General features: G+C 72.8%; 15 protein-coding genes. 5 read left to right on the forward strand and 10 right to left on the reverse strand.

Going from position 1 to position 18,334, the window contains the following annotated elements; genetic code table 11:
• The gene (locus AB0B63_RS24325) at window positions 1-1,017 is read right to left on the reverse strand and encodes an NAD(P)-dependent oxidoreductase (RefSeq protein ID WP_357022533.1); all 1,017 of its coding nucleotides are present in this window, start codon (window positions 1,015-1,017) and stop codon (window positions 1-3) included.
• The gene (locus AB0B63_RS24330) at window positions 1,014-1,907 is read right to left on the reverse strand and encodes a sugar transferase (protein WP_357022535.1); all 894 of its coding nucleotides are present in this window, start codon (window positions 1,905-1,907) and stop codon (window positions 1,014-1,016) included. The genes AB0B63_RS24325 and AB0B63_RS24330 overlap by 4 nt, the downstream gene beginning before the upstream one ends.
• A 221-nt stretch (window positions 1,908-2,128) precedes the next feature.
• Between AB0B63_RS24330 and AB0B63_RS24335 the strand changes: the two genes are divergently transcribed.
• Genes AB0B63_RS24335 through AB0B63_RS24345 form a run of 3 tightly spaced genes read left to right on the forward strand, consistent with a single transcriptional unit; the run spans window position 2,129 to window position 5,671 of the window.
• Window positions 2,129-3,172, forward strand: coding sequence for a polysaccharide biosynthesis protein (locus AB0B63_RS24335; protein WP_208569000.1), 1,044 nt, complete (start codon window positions 2,129-2,131; stop codon window positions 3,170-3,172).
• On the forward strand, window positions 3,169-4,155 hold the full coding sequence (locus tag AB0B63_RS24340; protein ID WP_357022540.1) for an SDR family oxidoreductase: 987 nt from the start codon (window positions 3,169-3,171) through the stop codon (window positions 4,153-4,155). The genes AB0B63_RS24335 and AB0B63_RS24340 overlap by 4 nt, the downstream gene beginning before the upstream one ends.
• 55 nt (window positions 4,156-4,210) lie before the next feature.
• The gene (locus AB0B63_RS24345) at window positions 4,211-5,671 is read left to right on the forward strand and encodes an O-antigen ligase family protein (protein WP_357022543.1); all 1,461 of its coding nucleotides are present in this window, start codon (window positions 4,211-4,213) and stop codon (window positions 5,669-5,671) included.
• Between the two features lie 287 nt (window positions 5,672-5,958).
• Here the strand turns inward: AB0B63_RS24345 and AB0B63_RS24350 are convergent, their stop codons facing one another.
• Genes AB0B63_RS24350 through AB0B63_RS24365 form a run of 4 tightly spaced genes read right to left on the reverse strand, consistent with a single transcriptional unit; the run spans window position 5,959 to window position 10,818 of the window.
• Complete coding sequence (locus AB0B63_RS24350) at window positions 5,959-7,212, reverse strand: glycosyltransferase family 4 protein (RefSeq protein WP_357022546.1); 1,254 nt, start codon at window positions 7,210-7,212, stop codon at window positions 5,959-5,961.
• Window positions 7,213-7,217: 5 nt separating this feature from the next.
• Entirely contained in the window at window positions 7,218-8,420 is a 1,203-nt protein-coding gene (locus tag AB0B63_RS24355) for a glycosyltransferase (protein ID WP_357022549.1), read from the reverse strand.
• A complete protein-coding gene (locus AB0B63_RS24360) occupies window positions 8,405-9,865 on the reverse strand; it encodes an oligosaccharide flippase family protein (protein WP_357022553.1) in 1,461 nt (486 codons plus the stop codon). Before AB0B63_RS24360 ends, AB0B63_RS24355 begins: the two co-directional genes overlap by 16 nt.
• Entirely contained in the window at window positions 9,862-10,818 is a 957-nt protein-coding gene (locus tag AB0B63_RS24365; protein WP_208569006.1) for an NAD-dependent epimerase/dehydratase family protein, read from the reverse strand. The genes AB0B63_RS24360 and AB0B63_RS24365 overlap by 4 nt, the downstream gene beginning before the upstream one ends.
• Window positions 10,819-11,057: 239 nt before the next feature.
• Here AB0B63_RS24365 and AB0B63_RS24370 point away from each other — a divergent pair, with 239 nt between their 5' ends.
• Window positions 11,058-13,088, forward strand: a complete 2,031-nt coding sequence (locus tag AB0B63_RS24370; protein ID WP_357022556.1) for a hypothetical protein — start codon at window positions 11,058-11,060, stop codon at window positions 13,086-13,088.
• Window positions 13,089-13,115: 27 nt separating this feature from the next.
• On the opposite strand, the gene AB0B63_RS24375 is transcribed toward AB0B63_RS24370, so the two are convergent.
• Both AB0B63_RS24375 and AB0B63_RS24380 read right to left on the reverse strand, forming a co-directional pair.
• Window positions 13,116-13,622 (reverse strand): acyltransferase, encoded by a 507-nt coding sequence (locus AB0B63_RS24375; RefSeq protein ID WP_307799550.1) that lies wholly within the window; start codon window positions 13,620-13,622, stop codon window positions 13,116-13,118.
• A gap of 153 nt (window positions 13,623-13,775) precedes the next feature.
• Window positions 13,776-14,993: a glycosyltransferase family 4 protein gene (locus tag AB0B63_RS24380; RefSeq protein WP_357022559.1), complete on the reverse strand. Its 1,218-nt coding sequence runs from the start codon at window positions 14,991-14,993 to the stop codon at window positions 13,776-13,778.
• Between the two features lie 244 nt (window positions 14,994-15,237).
• Here AB0B63_RS24380 and AB0B63_RS24385 point away from each other — a divergent pair, with 244 nt between their 5' ends.
• Entirely contained in the window at window positions 15,238-15,966 is a 729-nt protein-coding gene (locus AB0B63_RS24385; protein ID WP_357022562.1) for a NeuD/PglB/VioB family sugar acetyltransferase, read from the forward strand.
• Here the strand turns inward: AB0B63_RS24385 and wecB are convergent.
• Together wecB and AB0B63_RS24395 are read right to left on the reverse strand one after the other, a co-directional pair.
• The gene (gene wecB / locus AB0B63_RS24390; RefSeq protein ID WP_208569010.1) at window positions 15,895-17,019 is read right to left on the reverse strand and encodes a UDP-N-acetylglucosamine 2-epimerase (non-hydrolyzing); all 1,125 of its coding nucleotides are present in this window, start codon (window positions 17,017-17,019) and stop codon (window positions 15,895-15,897) included. The two genes, AB0B63_RS24385 and wecB, sit on opposite strands and share 72 nt — an antisense overlap.
• 115 nt (window positions 17,020-17,134) lie before the next feature.
• Entirely contained in the window at window positions 17,135-18,235 is a 1,101-nt protein-coding gene (locus AB0B63_RS24395; RefSeq protein ID WP_357022565.1) for a glycosyltransferase, read from the reverse strand.
• Window positions 18,236-18,334 lie beyond the last annotated feature (99 nt).

An 18,334-nucleotide genomic window follows, 5' to 3' on the forward strand; every position in this document is an offset into this window, starting at 1 on the left:
TCACCCCGCCGCCACGCCGGCCACCGGACCGGCCGGCCGCACGCCGTCAGCCGCCGGACCGGCCGGCCGCACGCCGTCAGCCGCCGGACCGGCCGGCCGCACGCCGTCAGCCGCCGGACCGGTCGGCCGCACGCCGTCGGCCGCCCACAGGGCGCGCAGCGATTCGGTCAGGTCGTGGACCGGGGCCCAGCCGAGCACCCGGCGGGCGCGGTCCAGGTCGGCGCACATCCACGGCACCGCGGCCGAGCGGGTGGCGTCGGGCGGGAAGCCGCCCGGCCGGATCTCCCCGGGGAAACCGGCCACGTCGGCCAGCAGCCGCACGACGTCGCGCGTCGCGACCGCACGTCCGCTGCCCACGTTGACGACCCGGTGCGTGGGCGCGGCGCACCGCGTCGCGGCCAGCACCGCCGCCGCCACGTCCCGCACGTCGACGAGATCCCGGTAGGTGTCGTGCAGCCCCAGAGCGAGGTCGCCCGCCCCGTCGGCCGCCGCCGCGCGGACCATCGCGGTCACCCGGGCCAGCATGTTTCCCGCCGGCATCCCCGGCCCGACCGGGTTGAAGACCCGCAGCACGATCGTGTCGAGGCGGCCGGTGTCGCCTGCCAGCTCGGCCAGGCGGGTCGCGGCCAGGTGGCTGAGCCCGTACTCGCTCACGGGGGCGGCCGGGTGGTCCTCCGCGACGGCGAGGCCGTGCGGCACGACCCCGTACTCGGCGGCCGAGCCGATCCGGACCAGCCGGGCCCGGGGTGCGGCGACGGCCACCGCCTCGACCAGTTTCGCCGTGGTCACGACGTGCGCCCGCACGAAGTCGAGCCCGGAACCGACGATCCGGCCGGCCGCGCTCACCACCACGTCCGGTCGTTCCCGGGCGACCAGCGCGGTCAGCTCCGGCAGGTCCATCCGGACCAGGTCGCACTGCGCCCGGGTGGGCGACCGCAGGTCGGTGTGCCCGGCCAGTGCGGCACCGATGTGCCGGCCCAGGAAACCACCCGCGCCCAGCAGCAGCACCCGGCTCATCGGCGGTACGCGGCGTCCCGGTCGTCGACCGGCGACGACACGGGCCCCGGGCCGTCGACCGGCTGAACGTAGACCGGCGACGACGCGTCCGTCCGGGTGTCGGCCGGGGATGACGCGTCCGGCCGGGCGTAGGTCGGTGCCGACGCGTCCGTGCGGGCGTCGGCCGGTGCCGACGCGTTCGCCCGGTCATCGGTCGGTGCCGAGGCGGGCGCAGGGGCGTTGCCGGTGAACTCGTGCCAGGTGGCGGCGCCGGGAGCCGAGATACCTTCCCGGGCGAGCACCACCCGGACGGTGGTCAGCAGGATCTTCAGGTCCAGCAGGAAGGAGCGTCGGTCGACGTACTCGACGTCGTAGCCGAACTTCGCCTCCCAGCTCAGGGCGTTGCGCCCGCGCACCTGGGCGAGCCCGGTGATGCCGGGCCGCACCTCGTGCCGGCGGGCCTGCTCGGCGTTGTAGAGGTCGAGGTAGCGCACCAGGTGTGGACGGGGACCGACCACACTCATCTCGCCGCGCAGCACGTTCCAGAACTCGGGCAACTCGTCGAGGCTGCTCGCCCGCAGCCAACGACCCACCCGGGTGAGGCGTTGGGCGTCGGTCACCAGCCCCCGGTCCGGGTCGGGGTGGAGCATGGTGCGGAACTTCACCACGTCGAACAGTTCGCCGTGCAGGCCGGGCCGGGTGTGCCGGAACAGCACCGGCCGCCCGTGCGTCACGAGCACCACCAGGGCGACGAGGGCCAGCAGGGGTGCGCCGACGGTCAGCACGACGAGCGCGCCGAGCACGTCGAACAACCGCTTCCAGCGGTCGTACGGCCGCCGGTGTGTCGGGGTGGCTCCCCGCCCGTCGGCCCCGGCTCGCGGCGGTGCCGTATGGACAGCAACTTTGGGCATGAAACACACCTACCACCTTTACGAAGGACGATCCGCGCTTTCACATTCGCCACCCCGGACAGGTCGACAATGGAGTGCGCAGCATCCCCGGCAAAGATGAAACATGATTGTTCCTCCCTTTACCGGAAGCCCGCCCGGTCTCGTTATTGCAACAGTATGGTCACCTTTGACGAGATCGCGATTCCCGAGGATGGTCCGCCGGGAAACAGGCAGGAGGAGATATGCTTCCCTCGCTTTCGGACAGGCGTTTCCTGATCACCGGGGGCACGGGGTCGTTCGGCCAGACAATGGTCTCCCGACTGCTCGACGCCGGTGCCGCCGAGGTGCGGGTGCTCAGCCGGGACGAGTCGAAACAGGACGCGATGCGGCACCGCCTCGGCAACGACCGGGTGCGCTACTACGTCGGCGACGTCCGCGACTACGACAGCGTGCTCAAGGCCGCCCGGGGGATGGAGTTCGTCTTCCACGCCGCAGCTCTCAAGCAGGTGCCCTCCTGCGAGTTCTTCCCCCTCGAGGCGGTCCGCACCAACGTGCTCGGCAGCGCCAACGTGGTGGACGCCTGTGAGCGGGTCGGGGTGGAGACGCTGGTCCTGTTGAGCACCGACAAGGCCGTCTATCCGGTCAACGCGATGGGCATGACCAAGGCGCTGATGGAGAAGGTCGCCCAGGCCCACTCCCGCAACAACGCGGCGGCCCGGACCCGGGTCTGCTGCGTGCGGTACGGCAATGTCATGTACTCGCGCGGATCGGTGATTCCACTGTTCATCGACCAGATCCTGCGCGGCGGCCTGCCGACGGTCACCGACCCGACGATGACCCGTTTCCTGATGTCGTTGCCCGAATCGGTCGATCTGGTGGAGCACGCGTTCACCTTCGGCCAGCCGGGGGACGTCTTCATCCGCAAGGCCGACGCCTGCACCATCGGCGACCTCGCCACCGCCCTGTGCAACCTGTTCGGGGTGCCGGCGAAGTTCACCGTGCTCGGCATCCGGCACGGGGAGAAGCTATACGAGACCCTGGCCAGCCGGGAGGAACTCGCGTTCGCCGAGGACCTCGGCGACTTCCTCCGGGTGCCGGTGGACAGCCGCGACCTCAACTACTCCCTCTATTTCGAGGAGGGTGACGTCGAGCACGGTGGCCTGGCCGACTTCCACTCGCACAACGCCCGCCGGCTGTCCGTACCGGAGATCGAGTCGTTGTTGATGACGTTGCCCGAGGTGCGCGCGCAGGTGCAGGCCCACGCAGCGGCCATGGTGACGACATGAGCGCGGCCGCCGACACCGGTCGGCCCGACCGGGTGCCCCGGCGGCGCAGCGACCAACAGGCCGAACGCCCGGCCCGCCGGGTCCTCGTCGTCGGCGTCACCGGCATGCTCGGCCACGCCGTGCTGCGCGAACTCGCCGACGACCCGGATCTCGACGTCCACGGCCTCGCCCGCACCATCGACGACCGGGCGGGGTGGTTCCCCGCGCACCTGCTCGCCCGCATCGTCGCGGCCGTGGACGTGACCCGGTTCGACGACGTCCGGCGGCTCGTGGACGAGCTGCGACCGGACGTCGTCGTCAACTGCGTCGGCGTCATCAAGCAGCGACCGGACGTGCAGGACGCGGTGCCCACGGTCACCCTCAACGCTCTCCTGCCCCACCTGCTGGCCGACGCCTGCGCACAGCTCGGCAGCCGGCTCGTGCACGTCAGCACCGACTGCGTCTTCTCCGGCCGCCGGGGCGGCTACCGTGAGGACGACCTGCCCGACCCGCCCGACCTCTACGGCCGGTCCAAACTGCTGGGCGAGGCGTCGGGAGCGTCGGCCCTCACCCTGCGTACCTCGATCGTCGGGCACGAGCTGGGCACGAACCGTTCCCTGGTCGACTGGTTCCTCTCCCGACGCAGCCAGGTACGGGGGTTCACCCGGGCCATCTACAGCGGGGTGACGACCGTGGAGTTCGCCCGGCTGCTGCGCACCGTGGTCCTGCCCCGGGCGGAGCTGACCGGCCTCTACCACGTCGCCGCCGCACCGATCGCCAAGTACGACCTGCTCCGCCTGGTCGCCGAAGTGTACGGATGGCCCGGCGAACTGGTGCCGGACGACGAGTTCGTCTGCGACCGGTCGATGTGCGCGGACGCCCTCGCCCAGGTCACCGGCTACCGTCCGCCGAGCTGGCCGGACATGATCGCGGCGATGCACGCCGCCCGGTCCCGCTGGGCGCTCGACCGGGCCCGGCCGGGCCTGGCGGGCGTCCCGCGCTGACGGACCAAACGACCACCGCCGGCACCGCCGGCCTGCCGGAGTCAGAGGACATCACGTGGGGAACCGAGTCGGTCAACTGTGCCTGATCGTCGGGGCGTTCGTCGTCGCGGTGGTCACCACCGTCGCCAGTGTCAACGTCCCGATGGTGGCGGTCGGGGCGGTGGCTCTGCTGCTGCTCGCGCTGTTCGCCCTCGCGCAGCAGATGGACGGCTGGCGGTGGCTGCTGGGTCTGACCATGGTGCTCCTGGTCTGCGCCTCGTCCAAGCTGCCGTCCCTGGTGGAGGCCAGCTTCTATCCCCGGTACGCGGCGGTCGCCGCGCTGACCTTCTGGGGTCTGCGCACCCCCGGTGCGGCGGCGACCCGGCTCGACCCGTGGACCCGCCTGCTCATCGGCGCGCTCTGGGCGATGGCGGGACTCGCCACGCTGAGCTTCACCTGGTCGGTGGTGCCGCTGGAGACTCTCCAACGCGGCGTGGCGCTGCTCCTGCTGGCCGCGCTGGTGCACGTCCTGATCCGCTGCCGGTGGGCGGACCGGGCGGTCATGCTGGCCGACCTGCGCGTGGTCTACCTGGTCCTCAGCGGTTCCGCCCTGCTCAGCCTTGGCCTCGGGCTCGCCGACGGCACCCTCGTCGCCGCGCTGTCGCAGACCGACCGCTTCGAGGGCCTCTACAACAACCCCAACATGCTCAGCATCGTCTGTGCCCTGACCACCCCGCTGGGCTGGGCGGTCTACCGGGCGTCCCGGCGACGGGCGGAGCTGCTCGGCATGGTGCCGGCCGTCGCCTGTCTGCTGCTCTCCCAGTCCCGCACCGGGCTGATCGCCGTGCTCGTCGGCGCCCTCTGGGTCGTGCTGCGGCACGGGCTGGGCCGGATGGTCCGCATCGCCGCCGGGCTGGCCGCCGGGCTGTTGGTGGCGTACCTGTTCAACCTGCTGCCGATCCTGTTCGCCGGCCCCTGGATGCGGCAGCTCGTGCTGCGCTTCACCGACCCCACCGGCGGCGACCTGTCCAACGGCCGCACCGAGATGTGGCAGGCGACGGTCGACCTGTGGTGGCAGAACCGCCCCACCCTGGGCTTCGGGTACGCGTCCCGCAACCACCTGTTCGCCCTCGCCAGCCTCGACGAGTCCCTCGGGACCGGGGTGAGCGTGGTGCACAACAGCTACCTGCAACTGCTGCTGGAGCTGGGGCTCGCCGCCGTGGCGCCGCTGGCGCTGCTGCTGCTGGCCGTCGGGCGGGTCGCGCTGCGGGCACCGGTGCGCCGGGCCGACTCGGGTCTGGTCTGGCTCGTCGTCACCGGGGTGCTGATCCAGATCACCGAGTCGGCCATCTTCGGCACCGGGCAGACCTACCCGTACGTGTTCTGGCTGGTGGCCGCCGGTGTGCTGCGGCACCTGCCCGACCGCCGGGCCGACGCGGACGACGGCGTCGAGCCCTCCCCCGCGCCGGCACACCCGCACCAGGTCCACGCCCCGGTGGACGCCGTGCCACGCCGGCCGGTGCCGGTGCTGCGCTGACATCGACCCGACGGCGTTGCGCCGAGCTCACCTCACCCGACGGCGCTGCGCAGGGATCACCCGACCGTGCTGCGCTGAGCTCACCCGACGGCGCTGCGCTGAGCTCACCTCACCCGACGGCGCTGCGCAAGGATCACCCGACGGCGCCGCACTGAGCTCACCCGACGGCGCCGCGCAACGATCACCCGACGGCGGAGAAACTGAGACCCGGCTTCGGTACCGGGCCTGGGATCACACGACGGTGGGCGTCCGGTCGGGACGCCCACCGCCTCGTCGGAACGCCGGGGTCAGCTCCGGTCGTCGGCCGCCAGGAAGGCGCTGACCCGGTCCCGCCAGGCCCGGTGGTCGAACGACTCACGGGCCCTCGACCGGGCGGCCCGGCTCATCGCCGTCCAGTCGTCGTCGGTCAGCCGCAACGCACGCTCGACCGCCCACCGCACGTCGTCCGGCCCGTTGCCGTCGAGCACCAGCCCCTCGACACCGTCGTGCACGTAGGTGGCCAGGTCGCTGGTGTGGTTGAGCAGCACCGGGCAGCCGGCGGCGAGACTCTCCGGCACCTTGGACGGAAAGCCGTTGGCGGCGTATCCCCCGGTGGGGCGGACCAGCATCGAGAAGTGCGACTCCGCGAGCAGCGTCAGCACGGTGGCGCGGGGCACCCGACCCAGGAACCGCACCTCGGCGTGGAGCCCGTCGAGGACCGAGACGTCCAGGTCGGAGTGGGCGGCGGCAGCCTCCCGGGTGACCCCGGCGATGGTGAGGCTGACCCGTCGCTGCTGTTCCGGCGTGAGTCGGCCGATGCCGCGCAGGATCACGTCCAGCATGTCCTTGCGGGCGGGGGTGCCGGCGTAGAGCAGCCGCAGGCCGGTGGAGAGGGTGGGCGGCCGGCCGGTCGGGAAGTCGTCGCAGTCCACCTGCGGCGGCACCACCAGCACCGTGAGCCCGTGCGCCGCGAGGTAGCCGGCCAACGTGGTGGACACCGCCGTGGCCCGGCCGACGAGCCGGGTGGCCAGGAACGTCGACCAGCGGTGCCGGACGAAGTACGGGGTCAGCCAGCCGTGCCGGAACTGCCGCCGGTCGTGCCGCTCGCTGGCGTCGACCACGATCGGACAGCGCAGCACCAGACGCAGCACCGTCCAGTTGCCGAGGGTCATCAACGCCATCGGGAGCAGCACCACGTTCACGTCGCCACGGTGTACCCCCTGCCGGCGGGCGGCCCGCAGCACCCGGACCGGGCGGGCCAGCCGGGCCGGCAGCCGGGTGAGCCGGTGCCGGCCACGCACGCGCAGGGTGACCAGGTCGACGCCGGCCGCCTCGGGTGGTCGGGCCGGGAAGGCCAGCTCGCAGGGCCAGTCGTTGACGACGAGCGTGCGGCTGCCCTCGGGGGCGGCGGACCGGGCGAGTTGCAGCAGGCGGTTGGAGGTGGCGTCGCCGTGCGGGAAGGCGTAGGCGCCGACGAGCAGCGGGCGGGGCTGGTCGGCCCGTGCATTCGATCCGCCGGCCGGCCGTGGCTCCCGGCCGACGAGCATGCTCTGATCGGTCATCTCTCTCACCGTCCCGAGCCGACCGGGGGTCGGCTGCTCTCTCGTGGCACCCGGTCCCGCCCGGGGTGGGCCGAGGCCCGCCGTCGGTAGATCTCCAGGTGGATGCTGGCCGCCGTGTCGATGGCGAAGACGCTGTGCTCGAACCGGTCGGCGGCCACCGCCGGGGCGGTCGACGCGGTGTACGCCGCCGCCCGGCCCACCGCCCGCGCCCACACGTGCGGCGGGGCGTCGACACCGACGATGTTCACCCCGGGTAGCCGGTCGCCGATGAAGCGCACGCCCGGCAGGTCGGCGGCGACCGTGCCCACGCCCACCGCGACGGGTTCCAGCACTCCCCCGGGCAACCCCTCCAGGCAGGACGGGTGGACGACGACGTCGGCCTGCCGCAGCAGCCCGCCCACGTCGTCGCGGGGGCCCAGCAGGTGCACCCGGTCGCCGAGCCCGACGGCGTGTGCCGCCGCCCGGACCCGGTCGTCGTCGGCCGGGTCACCCGGCCCGACGAGCACCGCGTGCGCGGACACGCCCAGTTCCCGCAGCGCGGCCAGGATCGGCGGCAACAGCCAGCGGCGTTTCTCGGGCGAGGCCCGGCCCACGGTCACGCAGACCAGGTCGGCCGGCCCCGCGCCGATCAGGGCCCGCAGGTCGTCGGGGCTGGGGCGGCGGAGCCGGTCGAGGTCGAGCCCGTTGAGCACCACCCGGCAGCGGGGGTCGGCACGCCAACCCGGGTGGTAGCCGAACGTCAGCGAACTGGGTGAGACACCCAGGATGTCGGTGGCGCAGCTGCCCAGCAGCCGACCGCAGATCCACCGGTAGACCCGGCGGCGCAGGGTACGCGGCCGATTGTCGTCCCCCCGGAAGTGCGCGACCCGTCCGGGTACGCCCCGCAGCGCGCCGAGCGCGAGCGGCACCCCGGAGAAGTTGGCGCAGTCGGCGTGCACCACGTCCGGGCGCAGCCTCCCGACCAGGCGCAGGAACCGGGCGGGGAAGCGCAGGTCGAGCGGGATCGCCGTGACGGTGCCGCCGTGCCGGGTGACCATGTCGGCCAGGGGTCCGGGCCCCACCGTGTCGCTGAGGGTCACCAGGTGCAGCTCGGTGCCGGCGGCGGCGAGCCGGGGCAGCAGTTCGGCCGTACGCATCTCGGTGCCGCCGAAGTTCAGCTCACCGACGACCCGCAGCACCCGGACCCGGCCGGTCACGACGGTCCGCACCGGGCGAGGGCCCGCCGGTATCCCACCAGCGCCGCCGGAACCATGGTGAGCAGGTACCCGGCGCAGGCTGCCGCGGGCAGCCCGGCCAGGCCGAACTGTCGCAGTCCCCAGACCTTGAGCCCGGTCGCCAGCACCAGGAACGACGCCCAGCCGACGAACTGCGGCCGGAGCAGCCCGATGCTGTTCTGCACCAGGATCAGCGGGGAGGTGACCGCGACCAGCAGGGACCAGCCGGCCAGCCCGACGAGGACGGGGAGCCGGATCGTCGACCGGTCGACCTGGCCGACCCAGAGTTCGATCAGCCGGTGGCCGTAGCCGACCAGCAGCAGTCCGACCGCCCCGACGATCACGCCGTAGAGCACCATCATGCGTCGGGTGTTGCGGCGTACCCAGGCCACCTCGCCGCGCGCCAGGGCGGCGCCGTTGACCGGCCAGACCGTCATGCCCACCAGCCCGACGAAGATCCACAGGACCCCGAACAGCTTTCCGACGACCGCGTAGTGCGCCGCCACCGTCAGCCCCAGGACGTTCGCGACCAGGGGGTTGTCCACGTTGAGCGCGATCGACGACATCGTGGTGAGCGCGAAGAACTGCAGACCCAGCCGGAGCAGGCCGACGACGGTGGCCCGGTGCACGAGCCGGGGTCCCGGCCGGCCGGCGGGGTCGGCGGACCAGAAGTAGGTGACCGTGTTGAGCAGGTTCGTCACCGGCACGGCCAGCACCGCGCCGCCGACGACCACCAGCGGTCCCCAGTCGGCGGCGATGGCGACCAGCACGACGGCCAGGGCGGCCAGGGCCCCGGCCGACTGCCAGGCGTTGCTCTGCACCATCTGGCCGCGGGCGTACTGGATCCGCTGGATCACCGACAGCGGGATGTTGACCGCGAACGCGCCGAAGCAGATCAGGACCATGGTGGTGGTCTGCGCGGCGACGGCCGGGTCGCGGACGGCGAACAGGTCCACCCAGGGGACCACCGGGGTGACCACCGCGAGTGCCGCCAGCAGCAGCACCGCGACCACACCGAGGGTGGCGAAGGCCCCGGAGATCTCCCGGGCCTGTTGCCGGGGGTCGTCGGCCAGCTGACCGAGCCGGGTGAGCAGCCCGTTGCCCAGCCCCAGATCGGCGAACCAGGCCATCCCGGTGAGCGCGGTGATCGCCATCCAGAGGCCGTACCGCTGGTCGCCGAGATACCGGAAGCAGGCGGGCGTGATGACCAGCGGAGCGGCCAGGCCGATCCCCTTGGCCACCATCGCGGTGGCGATGCCGACCGTGACGGCGCGGTCGCGACCGGGCCCCGACGGTGGGCCGGACGTCGCCACCGGGGTGACGACCGCCGTGCCGGTCCGCGCCGCAGCCGACGTCGGCGCGGGGGCCGGCGGCGGCGCGGAAGCCGGCGGTCCGGCTGCGACCGCCTCGGCGGCGGGCCGGCCCACGGCCCGGGTCACCGGAGGAGGGCGGGGGCGACCCCCAGCCGCGCGGCCAGCCACGCGCCGGTCGCCCGCAACCCCTGAGCCCGGGGGACCGGCGTGACGTCCGGGAACAGTTGCCGCAGGGTGCTGTCGTCCGCCAGCGAGTGGGGGACGTCGCCGGTACGCGGCGGCGCGTGCTCCCGGGCGATCGGCCGTCCGAGCAGCTCCTCCAACTCGTCGAGCACCTGGAGCAGGCTGGCCCGCGCCCCGAAGGCGAGGTTGACCGGATGCGGGTGGTGCACCCGGCGGCGCAGCGCGTCGAGGATGACGTCGCAGACCGTGCCGACGTAGGTGAAGTCACGGGACTGGGTGCCGTCGCCGTGCACCACTACCGGTTCGCCGCGCAGGGCGGCGTGGGTGAACCGGGGAATGACGGCCGCGTACGCGTGGTCGTGCCGCTGCCCGGGGCCGTAGACGTTGAAGAACCGGAAGGCCAGGGTGGGCAGCCCGAACGACGCCTGGTGCGCCAGGGCGTACGCCTCGGTGGCGAGCTTGCTGGCCGCGTAGGGGCTCATCGGGCGGGTCCAGGTCTGCTCCGCCTTGGGCAATGCCGGGTTCATGCCGTACACCGACGAGGAGGAGGCGACGAGCACGTGTCCCACGTCGTGCCGGCGGGCCGCCTCCAGCACCATCAATGTGCCGGTGGCGTTCGCGTGGTGGGAGGCCAGCGGGTCGCGTAGCGAGCGGGGCACGCTGGGCAGGGCGGCCAGGTGGACCACCGCCTCCCTACCCGCCATCGCCGCGTCCAGGGCGGCCGGGTCCAGGATCGACCCCTCGACGAATTCGACGTCCAGCCCGTCGAGGTTGCCCCGGAGCCCGACCGAGAGATCATCGAGGACGCTGACCTCCTTGACGGCCGGCTCGTCCAGGGCGGCGCGGGCCAGGTTGGCACCGATGAAGCCGGCCCCACCGGTGATCAGAATGCGCATGGACAACCCCCCGGTACACACCTCACCTGTTCGTCGAAGCAGGCATGCAGCACATTACGGCACAGACGGAATCTTCATCACAATTAGGACAAATTTGTCGGTCGTCGGCCTGCAGCAGCCCGGCCGAGGTCAACCGAACGGCCGGTGGTGCTGTCCGGGAGCCGACCGACACCAACCGCCAGCTGGGCAAACGCGCACAGTGACAGCATCGTCGCAGTTCAACGGTGGAGGTGTGGAGGATGGCCGAGCTGATCGTCTACCGGTCCAACGCCCTGATGTCCGTCAGGTCGCGGATCGACGCCACCCGGGACGTGATCATGCCCGTCAACCTGGCGTACGCGGAGAGCATGGTCGGCATGTGGCACTCCGGCCTGCCCCAGGTGAGCCTGGTGCCCTCGACCGCCACCGACGCCCAGGTGTGGCCGGTCCTGTCCGCCGTCGGCACCCGCATCCACGACACCTCGGACGACAACTGCCCGATCAACACCGGCTGGTCGTACGTCGGCGGCAACCACGGCTACAACGTCGGCAACCAGATCGCGGTGGCCAACCACGGCAAGACGACCGCCGACGTGGGTTCGCAGTGGAGCGACGGCAGCCGCATCTTCACCCTGCTGGCGGTGACCAACGCCAACAGCCTGCTCTTCGGCAACCCGTACACGATCGTGGACGGCATCGCCCAGGGTGCCCGGGTCAAGCCGACCGCGCCGCTCACCCACGTCTCCGGGGCGACCAACCGGGCCACCGTGCCGATCACCGGCCTCACCCCCGACGTGCAGATCCGCCCGGCCACCCACTCCCACACGGTGGCCGTCGAACTCGACGGCCGGCCGGTGCCCGACGGCCGGTCGACGGGCCAGGAACTGGTGATCCGGGAGTCGTACGTCATCCCCTCCTACCAGGGGATGATCGACACGGCGCGGGCGAACGTCGGCACCCCGATCGCCACGATCATGCCGAGGATCCCGTCGCTGTGCCGGATCTCCAACGTCTACCGCTGGTCGCCCGGTGGTGACCTGCTCGTCGCGCAGCAGGTGACCGCCCTGACGCGGTTCACCCTGAACGCGGGGGTGACCCAGTGCGCGCCGTTGACCCCGGTGGCCGGCGGCAGCCGCCGGCAGTTCATGCCCAACGTCGGCGCGGCCGGCGGCCTGAACTGGTCCGCCTGGGCGAACATCGACACCCTCGCTGCGCTGACCGACTTCACCCCGGCGACCCTCACCGACCGGTCGATGCCGGCGAGCAGCATGACCCAGTGGGTGATCAACGGCGGCGGCGTGCAGCAGTGGGGCATCGCCGTCGGGTTGCTGCCGGTCGCGGACGGGGTGCCCGGCATCCGGACCCGCTACACCACGGCCAAGGGCTGGTTCATCAGTTCCAGTCTCAAGAAGAACTACCCGCAGCTGGTCTGGGGCCGCACCCTGGCCGCCGGGGAGTCGGTGGCCGGCACCGCCTACCGCCGCTACCTGATGCCTCCCTCGACCGCCACCGAGATCGTGGTCTCCACCGGCAGCCAGGACTTCGTGCTGATCGAACGGGTCGGCGCGGCCGCCCAGGCCGAGCTGGACGCGCCGCAACTGTTCCACCGGCTGCTGGTCCCGGTGGGCCCGACGAACCTCACCGTGCCCGACCGGGTCACCGTCGCCGGGGTGCCGTACGCCGTGCCGGTCTCCCCCGGCTACGGGATGTGGCGTGCGGACCCCGACGAGGCCCTGCCGGAGCCGCCGCCGGGGGTGACCCGGGCCCGGGGAGGGTACTTCCTCGTCCGGTCCGGCCCGACGGTGGAGAGCACCTGCACCGGCGCCTACCAGCGGTTGCTGCTGCACCCGTTCTTCCTGGCCGAGCCGACCCCGGTCGACCGGGCCGGTGTGGAGGTCACCAAGGTCGGCACCGGCGTACTACGGCACGGCGTGTACGCCCACGACCCGACCACCGGCCGGCCGGCCCTGCTCGGCCCGCTCGCCGACTTCGGCACCGTCGCCGTCACCACGGTCGGGGTGAAGGAGTCCGTGCTGGGTGCCCCGGTGCCGCTACCCGCCGGCTGGCACTGGTACGGGCAGGTCTGGCAGGTCAGCGGCGTCACCCCGCCCACGGTGCGGGCCAGCAGCGTCGGCTGTGCCGTGCCGCTGCAACTCGGGTCCACCGCTGCGGCGATGACCGGTGACCGGTTCGGCTACGAGGTGACCGGGGTGACCGGGGCGTTGGGGGCGATCACGATCAGCGGGGTGCACCAGTTCCGTCCGCCGCAGGTCGCCTACCGGCGGGCCTGACCTTGCGGCGGGCGGGCCCCGTGGGCGTCAACCGGTGGGGACGCCGTAGATCCGCTTCATCGCCTCGTGTTTGGCCGGGACGGGCAGGTGTCCGATGCCCAGCGACTTGGCCCGCAGCCGTTCGAGGTACTCGTCGGTGGTGCGCACCGGCCGCGCCGGCACCCCCGCCGCCACGGTGTTGTCCGGGATGTCCCGGGTGACGATCGAACCCGCCCCGATGACGCACCGGTTGCCGATGGTGACCCCGGCCAGGATCATCGCCCGCATGCCGATGTAGACGTCGTCGCCGATCCTGATCGGCGCGGTCCAGTCGAGGTCGGGATAGTCCTTGCGCAGGATCAGGGTGCCACCGTCGTGGGTGACGAACTGCACCTCGGAGGTGACGTAGACGTTGTCCCCGATGGTGATCAGCCAGGGCTCCGAGCCGAACATCGCCCGGTTGACCCCGTAGAACCTGACCCGGCCGGTCAGGTTGACCCCCAGGGACCGGACGAACGCCTCGGGGTCGCGGGACGCGGCCAGATGGTCCCGCACCCGCCGGACCATCGTACGAACACGACTGGGCACTGACTGTCCTCGATCGCAGGGTACGGCTGGGAGAGCACCGGACCGGGGCAGGTGGTCCCGGTCACTGGGGTGAACGAGCCGGGCCCGGCCCTGGTGACGCCGGGCGCGGCTCGGACGGGCTCAGCGGCAGAACTGGCGGGCGTGCTCCAGCACGTTCGGTTCCCGGCGGTGCTGCCGCCAACGCCGGTACCGCTGGCCGGCCGTCGCCTTCGCCTCGGCCCGTTCCTCGGGTGACCGGTCGGCGAGCAGGTCGAGCACCCGGCTGAGGCCGTCCGCCGTCGCCGGCCGCACCACCGTCCCGCCGGTGTCGGCGATCAGCTCGCTGAACGGCGTGTTGTCCGAGCAGATGACCGGGCAGCCCGACGCCAGGCTCTCCAGGATCACATGGCCGAAGTTCTCACCGAGGGTGGGGAAGAGGAAGGCGTCGTACCGGCCGAACGTCGGCATGACGTCCGCCGCCGGGAGTTCGCCGAGGTAGCGCACCCGGGCGTGGCCCGGCATGGCCGCGATGACCCGCTGGCAGCGCGCCCAGTAGTGGGGGTCCTCCGCTGGACCGAAGATGTCGAACTCGACCGGCCGGGTGGTGCCGGCCACCGCCTCCAGGGCGGTGGCGAGGTTCTTCATCGGCGAGATCCGGCCGACGAAGACCAACCGCAGCGGCCCGTCGTGCGGTCGGGCCGGCGGGGCCGGGTGCGCCGGGATCGGGCTCTCGTTGCCGTTCACCATCACCTGCGCCCACGGCATGGTCGCCCGGATCTGTTGTTCCTCCAGCCAGCTGCACGCCTGCCAGCGCACCCCCAGCCGGCGCAGCAGCGGCGCCCACACCGCCAGGAAGAGCCGCTTCTTGGCGGACCGGATCGCGAGGGCGCCGGGCGACAGCTCACCGCGCGGGGCGACCAGGACGGCCCCCACGCGCACCAGGCGCAGCGCCGCCGCCAGGATCGCCACCACCGAGAACAGCGACCAGATGCTGTTGACATAGAGCAGGTCGACCGGGCGGGCGCGGACGTGGCGGATCAGCCGGGCCCAGTGTCGCGGCGCCCACGGGTCCAGGTAGAAAACGGCGGACCGCTCGTCGCGCCGCAGCAGCCGCCCGGACAGACCGGGGTACGGTGCAGACGAGCCGAGATCCCGGTCCCGGGTGACCAGGGTGACGTCGAGATGCCCCGGCAGGGTGTCCAGGATGAACCGCAGCGAGCGGATCGGGCCGCCACCCCGGAAGCCCGGCTCGAACACCCCTGCGGTCGCGACCACCCGGTAGCTGCCCACCGTGTCACCGGTCCGGCGCACGACGGCGGCGTCGTCCAGGGAGGGCAGCCTTGTCAACTTGTCCACCATCGGCCCACCTTCACCGTGCCGTCCGCAGATCGGCATCCCGCAGGGGTGTCTGGCTTGCACAGGCAACGACCGGGGCTACCGGGGGGCGCAGCCCGTACCGGATGCCGCAGTCGTGGAGGGGGACGCGTCCGCGGGCCGGGAACTCGACCCTTGCCGGTGCCCGCGCCGGGCGGACCCCGGCGGTGCCGCCCGGGGGCGGATGGCGGAGCGCGACCGGTGCTCTGCGTGGCCGAGGGGGCAACGGTTGACCACCGACCTAGTGATCGTAGGTGTGGGCGGGATGGGCCGGGAGATATTCGGGGTAATTCGGCTGTTGAACGCCTACCCGGTCGACGACGCCCGGTGGCGGGTCCTCGGCTTCGTCGACGACTATCCGACCGCGCCGAACGTGGAGCGGGTGCGGCGGCTCGGGGTGCCCTTCCTCGGCCCCACCCGGTGGCTCGCCGGAGCACCGGCGGGCCTGCAGGTGGCGCTGGGCGTCGGGCACCCCCGGCTGCGCCGCGAGACCGACCGGGCCCTGGCCCGCTACGGGTTGCCCGCCGCCACGGTGGTGCACCCGGCCGCCGAGATCGGCCCGGACTGCGTCTTCCAGGAAGGGCTGTTCGCGGCCGGTGGCGCCCGGGTCACGACGAACGTGGTGCTGGGCCGTCAGGTGCACCTCAACCAGAACTGCACGGTGGGGCACGACAGCGTGCTCGGCGACCACGTCTCGGTCAATCCGCTCGCCGCGGTCTCCGGCTACTGCCGGCTCGACGACGGGGTCATGGTGGGCACCACCGCCGCCGTCCTGCCGGGGCTACGGGTCGGTCGGGACGCCGTGGTGGGTGCGGGCGCGTGTGTGACCCGGGACGTCCCGGCCGGCGCGGTGGTCACCGGGGTGCCCGCCCGGCCGGTGGACCGGTCAGCGGCGGATGCCCGCCCAGGCGTGGTGCCGGCGCACGGTCGACAGGATGAAGTCGACCACCCGGCGTGACGTGTCCGGCACCTGGTAGTCGAGCGGGCAGGCGACCGGACCGGCGGCCACCTGGGCCACCACGACCCGTACCGCCTCCACCACCCCGGCCGGGTCCAGCCCGGTCATCACGATCGCCCCGCAGTCCAGTGCCTCGGGGCGCTCGATGGACTCCCGCAGGGTCACCGCCGGGAACCCGAGGATCGCCGCCTCCTCGCTGACGGTGCCGCTGTCGGACAGCGTGCACCGGGCGTGCCGTTGCAGGGTCACGTAGTCGAAGAACCCGAACGGCTCGTGGAAGGTGATGCCGTCCAGCAGCGTGCCGTCGACGGCGAGGGACTCCAGGCGCTTGCGGGTACGCGGGTGGGTGGAGACCAGCAACGGCAGCCGCCACTCGTCGCGTACGGCGCAGAGGCAGTCCAGCAGCCGCCGGAGCCGGTCCGGGTGGTCGACGTTCTCCTCGCGGTGGGCGCTGACGACGAAGTAGCCGCCCGGTTCGAGGGCGAGCTGCGCCAGGATGGTGGACCGGTCGATCTGCGGCCGGTAGTGGTCGAGCACCTCCCGCATGGGTGAGCCGGTATGCAGGATCCGGCGGGGGTGCAGGCCCTCGGCGAGCAGGTTGCGCCGGGCGTGTTCGGAATAGACGAGGTTGAAGTCGGCGACGTGGTCGACCAGCCGGCGGTTGGTCTCCTCCGGCACGTTGAGGTCGAAGCAGCGGTTGCCGGCCTCCATGTGGTAGACGGGGACCTTCATCCGCCGGGCCATCAACGCGGCGATGGCGCTGTTGGTGTCGCCGAGCACCAGCAGCGCGTCCGGGCGCAGCTCACCGATCGCCTGTTCGGTGCCGACCAGCACGGCCCCGAGCAGGCTACCCAGCGACCGGGTGTCGGCCCGCAGGAAGCGGTCCGGGGACCGGACGCCCAGCTCGGTGAAGAAGATGTCCGACAGCGCGGGGTCCCAGTTCTGGCCCGTGTGCACCACCGTGTGCTCCACGGTCCGATCCAGCGTGTCGATCACGCGGGCCAGCCGGATGATCTCCGGTCTGGTCCCGACGACGGTCATCACCCGGGTCATGGACGTCTCCTCATGGTCGGTCGCGGTGGGGCGGGGACCGCCCGGCACCGGTGGGCGCGGTCCGCCCGGCGGTGCGGTGCGGGGTCCGGGTCGGCGGTACGCGGGTCGGCCGGTGTCACGACGGCCGTCCCTGTGGGGGGACCCGGCACGCCGGGGCGCTGACCGCCTGCCATGCCTGGTCGAGGACGCTGATCCGGGGCCGGTTGAGCCACCAGCGGCGGTAGGCCTCCCCCGCCGCCGCCCGGGCCGCCTGCCGCTGCCCGGGCGAGGTGGCGGCGAGCCGGGTGACCAGCGCGCCCAACGCCACCGGGGTCAGCTCGGTGAGCACCTGCCCGCCGCCGTCACGCAGCACGGCCGTCCACGGTGTCCGGTCCGAACAGATCACCGGGCAGCACGCCGCCAGGCTCTCCGCGATCGCGTTGCCGAAGTTCTCCCCCCGGGTCGGCTGGACGGAGGCGTCGTACCGGGCGAAGGTCTCGCCGACCTGGTCGGGGCGCAACTCTCCCCGGTAGCTGACGACGGACGGGTCCGGCAGGGCGGACCACAACTGCTCGCAGCGCTGCCAGTACCGGGCGTCCTCCACCGGGCCGTAGATGTCGAGCCGCACCCGGGCCCGGACGTGGGCGAGCGCGGCGAGCACCAGGTCGAGGTTCTTCATCGGTGAGATCCGACCGATGAAGACCAGCCGGGGCGGGTCGGCCGGCGGCGGGTCGGCCGGTGCGGGGCGCGGTTCGGGGCCGACGCCGATCGCGACGACGCCGATCCGGGCCCGGGGCAGCACCCCCCGGATGTCGGCGACCTCCTGCGGCCCGGTGGCGTGCCACAGCACCCGGGGCCCCCGCAGCATCCACCGCCAACCGGCCAGGAACATCCGTTTGCGGGCCCGGTGCAGGGCGAGGGCGGCCGAGCCGAATTCACCCCTCGGGGCCACCAGAATGCGATCCGCCCGCAGCAGGCCGAGCCGGGTGGCGGCGATCGGAAGAATGGAGAAGACCGACCAGACGCTGTTGACGTAGAGCAGATCGAAACGTGCCGACCGCAACGAACGCCAGAGCGTCAGCCAGTGCGCCGGGTGCCGTACGCCGAGATAGAAGACCTTCGTCCGGCCGCGTCGCACCCAGGTGCCGGAGAGCCCGGGATAGGCCGCCCGGGAACCGAGGTCGCGATCCCGGGTGAGCAGGGTGGCGGAAACCGCGCCGCTGGCCGTGTCGAGCACGTGCGAAATGGAACGGACCGGCCCTCCGGCACGCCACCCGGGGCTGAAGTAGCCCGCCGTGACGAGGACCCGGAATGTGGTCCCCCCGGCACCCGCCAA

The sequence above is a fragment of the Micromonospora sp. NPDC049081 genome (assembly GCF_040648835.1).
Taxonomy (GTDB): Bacteria; Actinomycetota; Actinomycetes; order Mycobacteriales; family Micromonosporaceae; genus Micromonospora; species Micromonospora antibiotica.